General features: G+C 61.9%; 11 protein-coding genes. 4 read left to right on the forward strand and 7 right to left on the reverse strand.

Annotated elements, in window-relative coordinates; all coding sequences use genetic code 11:
- Positions 1–17: 17 nt before the first annotated feature.
- A complete protein-coding gene (locus tag KW846_RS07075) occupies positions 18–1,070 on the forward strand; it encodes an aldo/keto reductase (RefSeq protein WP_218481758.1) in 1,053 nt (350 codons plus the stop codon).
- Between the two features lie 116 nt (positions 1,071–1,186).
- On the opposite strand, the gene speB is transcribed toward KW846_RS07075, so the two are convergent.
- Positions 1,187–2,146: an agmatinase gene (gene speB / locus KW846_RS07080; RefSeq protein WP_218481759.1), complete on the reverse strand. Its 960-nt coding sequence runs from the start codon at positions 2,144–2,146 to the stop codon at positions 1,187–1,189.
- Between the two features lie 17 nt (positions 2,147–2,163).
- Complete coding sequence (locus tag KW846_RS07085; protein WP_218481760.1) at positions 2,164–3,255, reverse strand: polyamine ABC transporter substrate-binding protein; 1,092 nt, start codon at positions 3,253–3,255, stop codon at positions 2,164–2,166.
- A 101-nt stretch (positions 3,256–3,356) separates the two neighbouring features.
- Between KW846_RS07085 and KW846_RS07090 the strand changes: the two genes are divergently transcribed.
- The 3 genes from KW846_RS07090 (at position 3,357) to KW846_RS07100 (ending at position 6,673) form a co-directional block, all read left to right on the forward strand.
- Entirely contained in the window at positions 3,357–4,247 is an 891-nt protein-coding gene (locus KW846_RS07090; RefSeq protein WP_218481761.1) for a LysR family transcriptional regulator, read from the forward strand.
- 164 nt (positions 4,248–4,411) lie between these two features.
- Positions 4,412–5,518, forward strand: coding sequence for an enoyl-CoA hydratase/isomerase family protein (locus KW846_RS07095; RefSeq protein WP_218481762.1), 1,107 nt, complete (start codon positions 4,412–4,414; stop codon positions 5,516–5,518).
- Positions 5,519–5,521: 3 nt separating this feature from the next.
- Positions 5,522–6,673 (forward strand): acyl-CoA dehydrogenase family protein, encoded by a 1,152-nt coding sequence (locus KW846_RS07100; RefSeq protein ID WP_218481763.1) that lies wholly within the window; start codon positions 5,522–5,524, stop codon positions 6,671–6,673.
- Between the two features lie 213 nt (positions 6,674–6,886).
- Here KW846_RS07100 and KW846_RS07105 read toward each other — a convergent pair whose 3' ends face one another.
- The 5 genes from KW846_RS07105 to KW846_RS07125 form a co-directional block, all read right to left on the reverse strand.
- A complete protein-coding gene (locus KW846_RS07105) occupies positions 6,887–7,660 on the reverse strand; it encodes an enoyl-CoA hydratase (protein ID WP_007970103.1) in 774 nt (257 codons plus the stop codon).
- Positions 7,661–7,787: 127 nt separating this feature from the next.
- Positions 7,788–8,915: an acyl-CoA dehydrogenase gene (locus KW846_RS07110; protein ID WP_007970101.1), complete on the reverse strand. Its 1,128-nt coding sequence runs from the start codon at positions 8,913–8,915 to the stop codon at positions 7,788–7,790.
- A 134-nt stretch (positions 8,916–9,049) separates the two neighbouring features.
- Positions 9,050–10,243, reverse strand: coding sequence for an acetyl-CoA C-acyltransferase (locus tag KW846_RS07115; protein ID WP_104447253.1), 1,194 nt, complete (start codon positions 10,241–10,243; stop codon positions 9,050–9,052).
- A 12-nt stretch (positions 10,244–10,255) separates the two neighbouring features.
- Positions 10,256–11,017: an SDR family NAD(P)-dependent oxidoreductase gene (locus tag KW846_RS07120; RefSeq protein WP_033047337.1), complete on the reverse strand. Its 762-nt coding sequence runs from the start codon at positions 11,015–11,017 to the stop codon at positions 10,256–10,258.
- A 13-nt stretch (positions 11,018–11,030) separates the two neighbouring features.
- Positions 11,031–12,695, reverse strand: coding sequence for an AMP-binding protein (locus tag KW846_RS07125; protein WP_218481764.1), 1,665 nt, complete (start codon positions 12,693–12,695; stop codon positions 11,031–11,033).
- Positions 12,696–12,793 lie beyond the last annotated feature (98 nt).

Consider the following 12,793-nt stretch of genomic DNA (forward strand, 5'->3'; position numbering starts at 1 on the left):
CCCTCTGGAGTTATCCCATGCATTACAAAGTTTTCGGTCGTAAAACCGGCTTGAGAGTGTCCGAACTGGCCCTGGGCGCCGGTAATTTCGGTACCGGCTGGGGCCATGGCGCCGAGCGTGACGAAGCCAGGCGCATTTTTGATGGCTACCTGGAAGCCGGCGGCAACTTCATCGACACCGCCAATGGCTATCAGGGCGGGCAGTCCGAGGCCATGCTCAGCGAATTCATCCAGGCGGAACGGGATAGCCTGGTCATCGCCACCAAATACACCCTGGGGACTACACCGGCGGCCGGTATTTCCCACACCGGCAACAGCCGCAAGAACATGGTGCGCGCCGTCGAAGAGAGCCTTAAACGACTGAAGACCGATCACATCGACCTGTTCTGGGCCCACATGAGCGATGGCGTCACCCCCATGGAAGAGATCCTGCGCGGCTTCGACGACCTGGTCAGTGCCGGCAAGATCCACTACGCCGGGCTGTCGAACTTCCCCGCGTGGCGCATCGCCCGCGCCGACCTGCTGGCCGAAGTACGTGGCTTTGCGCCGATCGCTGCGATCCAGGTCGAGTACAGCCTCGCCGAACGCACCGCCGAGCGCGAACAGCTGCCGATGGCCGAAGCCCTTGGCCTGGCCGCGACACTGTGGTCGCCGCTGGGTGGCGGCTTCCTGACCGGTAAATATCGCAACAGCGAAGGCGCCAACCGCGCGAACAAGCTCGGCGTGCTGATTCATTCTGAAAAAAGTGCCCGCGAAACCGCCCTGCTCGACACCTTGATCGACGTCGCCGCCGAACTCGACGCCAGCCCGACCCACATGGCCATTGCCTGGTTGCGGGAAAAGGCCAAACGCTCGACCACGGCGCTGATTCCGATCCTCGGTTCGCGGACACGTGAACAGTTGGACGCCACGTTGGGGGCGCTGGATGTGCAGTTGAGTGCTGAGCAAATGGCGCGACTGGACGGCGGCAGTGAAGTGTCCAAAGGTGTGCCGCACGAATCCATTAACGGGTCATCTGCACGCTTCAGCGGTGGCCGGATTCTCGATCTGCCAATCGTTCCCGTCGCCTGACACAAATCCAAACTGTGGGAGCGGGCTTGCTCGCGAAGGCGTCGTATCAGTCGACATTGTCGTTGAATGACACACCGCTTTCGCGAGCAAGCCCGCTCCCACATTTCGACCCTGTACTACTTATCGACCTTATGCCTGGCCGCATACAGACACAACATCTCCATCGCCAGCATCGCGGCCGCCAGCGAGGTGATCTCTGCACTGTCATAGGCCGGCGCCACTTCCACCACGTCCATGCCCACCAGATTGATCCCGCGCAGGCCGCCGAGGATCTCCAGCGCCTGCACCGTGCTCAGGCCGCCGCACACCGGTGTTCCGGTACCCGGAGCGAATGCCGGATCGAGGCAGTCGATGTCGAAGGTCAGGTACACCGGGTTATCGCCGACCCGCGCGCGAATCGCTTCGACAATCGCTTCGCAACCACGGCGATGCACCTGTCGCGCATCCAGCACTTGAAAGCCCTGGTGATCGTCATTGGTGGTGCGCAAGCCGATTTGCACCGAGCGCGACGGATCCACCAGCCCTTCCCTGGCCGCGTGCCAGAACATGGTGCCGTGGTCGATGCGCTTGCCCTCTTCGTCCGGCCAGGTGTCGCTGTGGGCATCGAAGTGGATCAGCGACAATGCCCCGTGCTTGCGGGCATGGGCCTTGAGCAGTGGATAGGTGATGAAATGGTCGCCGCCAAAGGTCAGCATGGCCGTGCCGGCGTTGAGGATGTGCTCGGCGTGGGCCTCGATGCATTCCGGCGTCGATTGCGGCGAACCGTAATCGAAATTGCAATCTCCGTAGTCGATCACCGCGAGATGGTCGAACGGATCGAAGGCCCACGGCCAGTGCCGCTCCCAGGCGATCCCGGCGGAGGCGGCGCGAATGCCCCGTGGTCCGAAGCGTGCGCCAGGACGGTTGCTAGTGGCGGTGTCGAAGGGTACACCGCTGACCGCCACGTCGACCCCGCGCAAGTCACGGCTGTAGCGGCGACGCATGAAACTGGTGATGCCGGCGTAGGTACTTTCGGCGGCCGTGCCATAGAGGCTGTCACGGGTAAGGGCTTGATCGTTCTGCATCGGGACGTCCATTGAAGGCTCCTTTTTTGTTATTGGCGACTACGGAAAGTGGTCCACAGGCGGGTTCGCTGACGCAGGTCCTTGAGGTTCATGCTGCGGTCGGCGTACAGCCGCTCGCGCACATCGGCCAACGGATAGATGTCCGGGTCGGTGCGCACCGCTTCATCCACCAGCGGCGTGGCGGCCTGGTTCGCCGTGGCGAAGAACAGGGTGTTGGTCAGCGCCGCCACGGACTCGGGGCGCAACATGAACTCGATAAAGGCACGGGCGGCTTCGGGGTGCGGCGCGTCCTTGGGAATCGCCAGGTTGTCCTGCCAGACGAGGGTGCCCTCCCTGGGAATCCGGTAGGCAATTTCATAGGGTTTGTTGGCCTTGCGCGCCTGGTCGGCAGCCATGCTCGCGTCACCGTTGTAGGTCAACGCCAAACACACGCTGCCATTGGCCAGGTCGCTGATCTGCCGCCCGGTGGCGACGTACAGCACGTTAGGCTGCAGCTGATGCAACAACGCCTCGGCGGCTGACAGATCGTTCTTGTCGGTGCTGTAGGGATCTTTACCCAGGTAATGCAGAGCGAGCCCGATCACCTCCTGGGGCGAATCGAGAATGGCGATGCCGCAATCCTTCAACTTGCTCGCGTACTCGGGTTTGAACAGCAGATCCAGGCTGTTGAGCGGTACGTCCGGCAAGCGCTGTTTGAGCGCCTCGACATTCATGCCCAAACCCAGGGTGCCCCAGGTATAAGGCACGCCGTAGCGGTTGCCGGGATCGACGGCGGCGAGCTTTTCCAGCAAATCCGGATCGAGGTTGGCGTAACCCTTGAGGCCTTCGTGGGGAATCGGTTTCAGCGCCCCAGCGGCAAGGCCCCGGGCCAGTACGCTGGAGGACGGCACCACCACGTCATAACCGCTGCCGCCGGTGAGCAACTTGGTCTCCAGCACTTCCGAAGAATCAAAGGTGTCATAGCGCACATGAATGCCGGTTTCCTGCTCGAACCGTTGCAGGGTTTCGGGGGCGACGTAATCGGCCCAACTGTACAGATTGACCACCTTGTCCTCGGCCTGGACCGATGCGGCCATGGCAAGGAATAACGCGGGTAAACACAGCTTGAACATGGGAGCCATGACGAACACCTGACCAGAGGAAGTGGTTGCAGGATGCGTCGTCGGATACATTGGTGAAATATCAAGTTAATTAACCTGACTTTATGACGGAGTAATGTTTGATGCTCGGCCAACTGCATGATCTGGACCTGCACCTGTTGCGTCTGTTTGTCAGCGTGGTGGAGTGCGGCGGTTTCAGCGCCGCTCAGGGCCAACTGGGGTTGAGCCAGTCGAGCATCAGCCAGCAAATGGCCAAGCTGGAAACCCGCCTCGGCTATCGACTGTGCAGTCGCGGTAAAGGCGGCTTCAGGATCACGCCCAAGGGCGAGCAACTCCTCAGCGCCACCCGTGGCTTGTTCGAGTCCATCGAAGCCTTCCGCCATCAATCCAACGGCGTCGCCGGGCGCTTGATCGGCGAAGTGCGCCTTGGCCTGTCCGAGGCGCTGGATCAGTCGGTGCTGCAGCGGGTGGCCGAGGCGATCCGGCGCTTTCGTGAACGGGACGAGTCGGTGCGCATCGAGCTGATCAGCGCCATGCCCGGCGAGATGGAGCGCTTGCTGCTGCAACAGCGGCTGGACCTGGCCATCGGCTACTTCTCGCAGGTGCAAAGCGCGTTTGACTACCGCGAACTGTTCATTGAAACCCAGCACCTATATTGCGCCCCCGGCCATCCACTGTTCACCCACGCGAACCCGGACGACCAGGACCTGCAGGCCAGCGACCGGGTCGGTCACCCTTACCGTTTCCTGCGCAGTGACGAGCCCTTTCAGGGCGAGCGGTGTTCGGCCCGTTCGGAACAGGTCGAAGGCACCCTCGCCTTCATCCTGTCCGGCAAGCATATCGGTTATCTGCCCAGCCACTTTGCCCGCTCTTGGGAAGACAAGGGATTGCTGCGGTCGGTGCGCAACGACATGAGTTTCGACGTCGCGTTTCACCTGGCCCGGCACCGGGCGCAGGTGGCCGGGGATGCGCAGAAGGCCTTCGAAGAGGATCTGCTCGCGGCGTTTGCCTGAAACCGCCGTGGTCTACGCTGTAACAATGCCGGACATCTGCATGCAAAAATGCACAGATAACCTGCGCTTATCCGGCTTGTACAAGGCAAATTTGCACTGATACGATCCGCCATCGCTCGCGCGCGAGCATCTCGATAAAGAACAATAAAAGCAGGGAGTTAGTGATGACTGCTCAGGTTACATCGAATGGGCCGCTGTCCATGGATGCCATGCAAAACGAAGTGCTGGCCGAGGTTCGCAACCACATCGGTCACCTGACCCTCAACCGCCCCGCCGGCCTCAATGCCCTGACTCTGGACATGGTGCGCAACCTGCAGCGCCAGCTCGACGCCTGGGCCCACGACCCGCACGTGCATGCGGTGGTCCTGCGCGGTGCCGGCGAAAAAGCTTTCTGCGCCGGCGGCGACATTCGTTCGCTGCATGACAGCTTCAAAAGCGGCGACACCCTGCACAAAGATTTCTTCGTCGAGGAATACGCCCTCGATCTCGCGATCCACCATTACCGCAAACCGGTGCTGGCGCTGATGGACGGTTTTGTCCTCGGCGGCGGCATGGGTCTGGTGCAAGGCGCAGACTTGCGCGTGGTCACCGAAAAAAGCCGTCTGGCGATGCCGGAAGTCGGCATCGGCTATTTCCCGGACGTCGGCGGCAGTTACTTCCTGCCGCGCATTCCCGGTGAACTGGGGATTTACCTGGGCGTCAGCGGCGTACAGATTCGTGCCGCCGATGCGCTGTATTGCGGCCTGGCCGACTGGTACCTCGAAAGCGACAAACTGGGCACTCTGGACGAAAAACTCGACCAGCTCGAATGGCACGACACGCCGCTTAAAGACCTGCAAGGCCTGCTGGCAACACTCGCCGTGCAGCAACTGCCCGACGCGCCGTTGAATGCGTTGCGTCCGGCCATCGACCACTTCTTCGCCCAACCCGACGTGCCGAGTATTGTGGAGCAACTGCGCCAGGTCACGGTCGCCGACAGCCATGCGTGGGCCGTCACCACCGCCGACCTGCTGGAAACCCGTTCGCCCCTGGCCATGGGCGTCACCCTGGAAATGCTCCGTCGCGGACGCGAGCTGCCCCTTGAACAATGTTTCGCCCTTGAGCTGCACCTGGACCGCCAGTGGTTCGAGCGCGGCGACCTGATCGAAGGCGTGCGCGCCTTGCTGATCGACAAAGACAAGACACCACGCTGGAACCCGCCCACTCTTCAGGCGCTGGACGCCGAACACGTGGCGAGCTTCTTCAGCGGGTTTGACCGGAACGAGGGCTGAGCCATGCACGATATCGAATTGAGCGAAGAGCAAGTGATGATCCGCGACATGGCCCGGGATTTTGCCCGTGGCGAAATCGCGCCCCATGCCCAGGCCTGGGAAAAGGCCGGCTGGATCGATGACGGTCTGGTGGCGAAGATGGGTGAACTGGGCCTGCTGGGCATGGTGGTCCCCGAGGAATGGGGCGGCACCTATGTCGACTACGTGGCCTATGCGTTGGCGGTAGAGGAGATTTCCGCCGGCGACGGTGCGACCGGCGCCTTCATGAGCATCCACAACTCCGTGGGCTGCGGGCCGGTGCTCAACTACGGCAGCGAAGAACAGAAGCAGACCTGGCTGGCGGACCTGGCCAGCGGAAAGGTCATCGGCTGCTTCTGCCTGACCGAACCCCAGGCCGGTTCCGAAGCGCACAACCTGCGCACCCGCGCCGAACTGCGCGACGGCCAATGGGTGATCAACGGTGCCAAGCAATTCGTCAGCAACGGCAAGCGGGCCAAGCTGGCGATTGTATTTGCCGTGACCGATCCGGACCTGGGCAAACGTGGCATCTCGGCGTTCCTGGTACCGACCGATACCACCGGTTTTATCGTTGACCGCACTGAACACAAAATGGGTATCCGCGCGTCCGACACCTGTGCCGTCACCCTGAACAACTGCACCATCCCCGAAGCCAACCTGCTGGGTGAACGCGGCAAAGGCCTGGCCATCGCCCTGTCCAACCTCGAAGGCGGCCGTATCGGCATCGCCGCCCAGGCGCTGGGCATCGCCCGCGCGGCGTTCGAAGCGGCGCTGGCCTATTCCAGGGACCGGGTGCAATTTGGCAAGACGATCAATGAGCACCAGAGCATCGCCAACCTGCTGGCCGACATGCACATGCAACTCAACGCCGCACGGTTGATGATCCTGCACGCCGCGCGCCTGCGCACGGCCGGCAAGCCCTGCCTGTCGGAGGCGTCACAGGCCAAGCTGTTTGCATCGGAAATGGCGGAAAAGGTCTGCTCGTCCGCGATTCAGATTCATGGCGGGTATGGGTATCTGGAAGACTATCCGGTGGAGAAGTACTACCGGGATGCGCGGATCACGCAGATCTACGAAGGCTCGAGCGAGATTCAGCGGATGGTGATTGCCCGCGAACTGAAGAATTACCTGGTTTAAAAGCAAAAGATCGCAGCCTTCGGCAGCTCCTACACAAAGCCCTGTAGGAGCTGCCGAAGGCTGCGATCTTTTAGCTGTAAACTGGTTTGAAGCCTTAAAGGCATCGCTGGCAAGCCAGCTCCCACAATGTTCGCGGTTGTTCACACATGTTGTGTACACCCCGGACCCTGTGGGAGCTGGCTTGCCAGCGATAGCGTCAGCGAAGACGCCGCATTACTTACCGACGAACTCCGCCTCACGCTTGGCAATGAACGCCGCCATGCCTTCCTTCTGATCCTGCGTCGCAAACGCCGCATGGAACACCCGACGCTCAAAGCGCACGCCTTCGGCCAGGCTCACTTCAAAGGCACGGTTGACGCTTTCCTTGACCATCATCGCAATCGGCAGCGACTTTTTGGCGATCAACGCCGCGACTTTCAGCGCTTCGTCCAGCAGCTCATCGCTTGGCACGATCCGCGCCACAATGCCGCAACGCTCCGCTTCCACGGCATCGATCAAACGCCCGCTCAGGCACATTTCCATGGCCTTGGCCTTGCCCACGGCGCGGGTCAGTCGTTGGGTGCCGCCCATGCCCGGCAACACGCCCAGGTTGATTTCCGGCTGGCCAAATCTGGCGTTGTCGCCGGCCAGAATGAAGTCGCACATCAGCGCCAGCTCACAACCGCCACCCAGGGCAAAACCGTTGACCGCCGCGATGATCGGCTTGCGGCGGTTGGCGACGCGGTCGCTGTCGCTGAACAGGTCGTCGAGGTAGATCTGCGGGTAGGTCAGCTCGGCCATTTCCTTGATGTCCGCACCCGCGGCAAACGCCTTTTTCGAACCGGTCAGGACGATACAGCCGATGTTCGCATCCGCCTCGAAACCATCGAGGGCCTGGTTCAGCTCGCTGACGATCTGCGCGTTCAACGCGTTCAACGCCTGAGGGCGGTTGAGGGTGATCAGGCCAACGCGGCCGTGGGTTTCCAGCAAAATCGTTTCGTAGCTCATAAACAACTCCTGTTTCACATAAGGCCAGATCCCTTGTAGGAGCTGCCGCAGGCTGCGATCTTTTGACTTTGATTTTAAAGATCAAAAGATCGCAGCCTGCGGCAGCCCCTACAGAGGGCCTGCTTTTTTATAAGTTGCGCGAAATGACCATGCGCTGAATGTCGCTGGTGCCTTCGTAGATCTGGCACACCCGCACGTCACGGTAAATCCGCTCCAGCGGGAAGTCGTTGAGGTAACCATATCCGCCGAGGGTTTGCAGCGCCGAGGAGCATACCTTCTCGGCCATTTCCGAGGCGAACAACTTGGCCATCGATGCCTCGACCAGGGCCGGCTTGCCACTGTCGCGCAGGGCGGCGGCGTAGTGCACCATTTGCCGCGCCACAGCGATCTGGGTGGCCATGTCCGCCAGGCGGAACGCCACGGCCTGATGCTCGATGATCGGCTTGCCGAAGCTCTCGCGCTCACGGGCGTAGTCGCGAGCCGCTTCAAACGCGGCGCGGGCCATGCCCACCGATTGCGAGGCGATGCCGACGCGGCCGCCTTCCAGGTTGGCCAGGGCGATCCTGTAGCCTTCGCCCTCCTCGCCCAAACGGTTGGCCACCGGCACCTTCACGTCCTCGAAGAGGATCTGGCAGGTGTCGGAGGCGTGCTGACCGAGCTTGTCCTCGACCCGCGCGACTTTATAGCCCGGCGAATCGGTCGGTACGATAAACGCGCTGATGCCACGCTTGCCGGCGTTCGGGTCGGTCACCGCAAACACGATCACCACCCCGGCATTCTGCCCGGAGGTGATGAACTGCTTGCAGCCGTTGAGCACGTAGTGATCACCTTCCAGGCGCGCTCGGGTTTTCAGGCCGCTGGCGTCGGAACCCGCCTGGGGCTCGGTCAGGGCGAAAGCGCCGAGCATCGCGCCGCTGGCCAACGGCTTGAGGAAGCGCTCCTTCTGCTCGTCGTTGCCGTAGTGGAGAATCGGCACACAACCCACGGAGTTGTGCACGCTCATGATGGTCGAACAGGCGCCATCGCCGGCGGCGATTTCTTCCAGCGCCATGGCGTAGGCCAGGTAACCGGTGTCGCATCCGCCCCACTGCTCCGGCACCAACATGCCGAAGAAGCCCAAACCGGCCATCTCACCGATGGCTTCCTTGGGGAAGCGGTGTTCGCGGTCCCACTCAGCAGCGAAGGGTTTCAGCCGTTCCTGGGCAAAATCCCGGGCCATGTCGCGGATTTGTTGCTGGTCGTCATTGGGGATCATGGTGAATCCTTAGAATTTAATTGCCACCTGTAGGAGCTGGCGAAGCCTGCGATCTTTTGACCTTGATTCTTTAGCGGTTTCGAGACTGCCAAAAAATCAAAAGATCGCAGCCTGCGGCAGCTCCTACAGAGGTCTTAATACAGGCATTCCACGGCCATTGCCGTCGCTTCACCGCCACCGATGCAGATCGCCGCGACGCCGCGTTTCAGGCCTTTCTGGCGCAGGGCCGACAGCAAGGTCACGAGAATCCGCGCACCGGACGCCCCGATCGGGTGGCCCAAGGCGCAAGCGCCGCCGTGCACGTTGAGTTTCTCGTGGGGGATTTCCAGGTGAGTCATCGCGGCCATGCCGACCACGGCGAAGGCTTCGTTGACTTCCACCAGATCGACGTCATTGATCGACCAGCCGGTTTTCTTCATCAATTTCTTGATCGCGCCAATCGGCGCCACCGGGAACAGCCCCGGGGTGTCGGCGAACGCGGCGTGGCCATGGATCACCGCCAACGGCTTCAGGCCTTGTTTCTGTGCCTGGGACTGGCGCATCAGCACCAATGCCGCCGCACCGTCGGAGATCGAACTGGAGTTGGCCGCCGTCACCGTGCCGCCTTCGCGGAACGCCGGTTTCAACGAAGCGATCTTGTCCAGTTTGGCTTTTGGCGGCTGCTCGTCGTTGCTGATCACCACCTGCTCTTTGCCGACTGTCACGGTGAGCGGGACAATTTCGGCCTTGAAGCTGCCGTCCTTGATCGCCTGTTGCGCGCGGGTGGTCGAGGCAATGGCGAACGCGTCCTGGGCCTCACGGCTGAAGCTGTTGGTTTCGGCGCAGTCTTCGGCGAAGGTGCCCATCAGACGGCCCTTGTCGTAGGCGTCTTCGAGGCCGTCCAGGAACATCGAGTCCTGCACCCGCCCATGGCCCATGCGGTAACCGGCACGGGCGCGGTCCAGCAGGTAAGGCGCGTTGGACATGCTTTCCATGCCACCGGCGACCACCACGTCGGCACTGCCGGCCACCAGCATGTCGTGGGCCAGAATCGCCGCTTCCATGCCCGAACCGCACATCTTGTTCAGGGTGGTGCAGCGGGTCGATTTATCCAGCCCGGCACCCAGTGCCGCCTGGCGCGCAGGGGCCTGGCCAAGGCCCGCCGGCAGAACGCAGCCAAACAGCACTTCGTCGATACCGTCACTGGAAACGCCGGCACGTTCAACGGCGGCTTTGATCGCGGCAGCACCCAGTTGCGGTGCGGTCAGGCTTTTCAGTTCGCCCTGGAACCCACCCATGGGGGTGCGGACGGCGCTGACGATTACAATTGGATCGTTGGACAGTGTCATGACAAATCCTCCTTATTTGGCGGCCATGCGCAAGGCACCGTCGAGACGGATCACCTCGCCGTTGAGCATGCTGTTTTCAATAATATGCTTCACCAGCCCGGCATACTCGCCCGGTTTGCCCAAGCGCGGCGGGAATGGCACACCAGCGGCCAGGGAGTCGCGGACTTCCTGGGTCATGCCGGCCATCATCGGTGTCTCGAATATGCCCGGGGCGATGGTCATCACGCGGATACCGAAGCGCGCCAGTTCACGGGCCGCCGGCAACGTCAGGCTGACGATGGCCCCTTTGGACGCCGAGTAGGCCGCCTGGCCGATCTGACCGTCGTATGCCGCAGCAGACGCGGTGTTGATGATCACGCCGCGCTCGCCATCGGCATCCGCTTCGGTTTGCGCAATCGCCGCTGCCGCCAGGCGCAGCATGTTGAAGCTGCCGATCAGGTTGACGTTGATCACCTGGCTGAAACTGGACAGCAAGTGCGGACCGTTCTTGCCGAGAATCTTCTCGCCACGCACGATGCCGGCGCAATTGACCAGGCCATTGAGGCCGCCAAAGGCTTCGACCGTCGCCTGCACAGCCGCTTCGGCCGCCGCTTCGTTGCTGATGTCCGCCACCACACTGTGCGCGCCAAGGCGCTGGGCCTGGGCGGCAACGGCCTCGGCGTTCATGTCCACCAGCATCACTTTCGCGCCAGCGGCGACCAGTACCTCGGCCGTCGCTGCACCGAGGCCGGAAGCGCCACCGGTGACGATAAAAATCTTGTTCTCGATCTGCATCATTGTTTCCCTTTCAAGCTGGAAGGTTCTTCGCCGCAGCCTCTTGAGCCTTGGCGATTTCCTGGTTGCGCAAGATAAAGCGCTGCAATTTGCCGCTTGGGGTTTTCGGCAACTCGCTGACAAATTCGATTTCACGGGGGTACGAATGCGCCGCCAGGCGCTTGCGCACGTGCTGGCGCAGCTCTTCGGCCAACGCAGGTTCTGCGCGGTATTGCGGGCTGAGCACGACGAACGCCTTGACCAGTTCGGTACGCTCAGGATCGGGCTTGCCGACCACGGCGGCCTCGACCACTGCCGGATGTTCGATCAGCGCACTTTCCACGTCGAACGGACCGACCCGGTAGCCGGAGGTGGTGATCACGTCATCGCTGCGACCGACGAAGCTGATGCTGCCGTCCGGGTTCCACTCGACGGTGTCGCCACTCAAGTAATAGTGGCCAACAAAGGCCTTGGTCGGCCCGCCTTCGTAGCCGGCGAACCAGCACATCGGCGACTGGCTGCGGTCGATGGCCAGGATGCCGGGCTGGCCAACACCCAGTTCCTTGTATTCGTCATCGAGGACCACAATGCGGTGGCCCGGCGAAGTAAAACCGGCGGCGCCCATGTGAATCGGGTGTTCAAGGCCGTGGTGGTTGCACAGCACCATGCCCAGCTCGGTCTGGCCGTAGTGGTCGTGGATGACCACGTCGAGGTTGTCGGCGAACCAGCGGATCACTTCCGGGTTCAGCGGCTCGCCGGCGCTGCTGACGATGCGCAGCTTGCCCTTGATCGATCTGGCGAACTCATCGCCGCCGGCAATCAGCAAACGGTAGGCCGTCGGTGAACCGGTGAGGTTGGTGATCCCGTACTTGTTGATCACCCGGCAGGTGCTTTCGAGGGTGAACGGGCCATCGTAAAAGGTGATCGGATGCCCCATCGACAGGGGCCCGGTGACACCGTAGTAAATGCCGTAGGCCCAACCCGGGTCGGCGACGTTCCAGAAGGCGTCTTCAGGACGCAGATCTACCGCATCGCGGATGTAGCTCTTGAACGCAACGATGGCCTTGAGCGGCACAGACAGCGCTTTCGACGGGCCGGTGGTGCCTGAGGTGAACATCAGCAGGAACGGATCTTCGCCGGTCAACAGCACGGGTTCGCAGTGGGCGGAATAGTTGGACAGCTCGGCCCAGAAACTGCAATCGCCACGCACCAGGCCCTGCCCTTTGGGGCCAGTGACGGTAACGATGGCCGGGCAGTCGGCGACTTCGGCGAGTTTCGACCGGTTCACCGCGTCGGTCACCACCACTTTGGCGCCAGAGCAGCTCAGGCGGTGCTCGATGGCTTTGGGGCCGAACGCGGTGAACAACGGTTGATACACCGCGCCAATGCGCCAGGCGGCAAACACGGTGATCAGCAATTCGATGTTGCGTGGCAGCAGGCCGGCGACCTTGTCGCCCTTCTTCACGCCCTGGGCCAGCAGGTAATTGGCGAAACGCGCGGCCTTGTCCTGCAAATCAGTGAAGGTGTAGCTCGCACTGGCGCCGTCGCGCCCCTCCCAGAACAGCGCGATGCGACCCGGCAAGGCATGCCGGTCACAGCATTCGACGCAGGCGTTGAGCGCCGTCAGATCGCCTGCGAGTGCGGCGTCGACGGTGTGCTGATAGTTGAACTGATCTGTAGCAGACAAGTAATCGCGCATTGCCAGAATCCCTGTGTTTCTTATTAGGTTGTGGGGAACCGTAATCAACAGGGAAATACTCGCTCTGCGTGGGGTGGCGGGCAATGGTCAAAGTTATC

Source organism: Pseudomonas sp. PDM32 (assembly GCF_019219225.1).
Classification (GTDB): domain Bacteria; phylum Pseudomonadota; class Gammaproteobacteria; order Pseudomonadales; family Pseudomonadaceae; genus Aquipseudomonas; species Aquipseudomonas laurylsulfatiphila.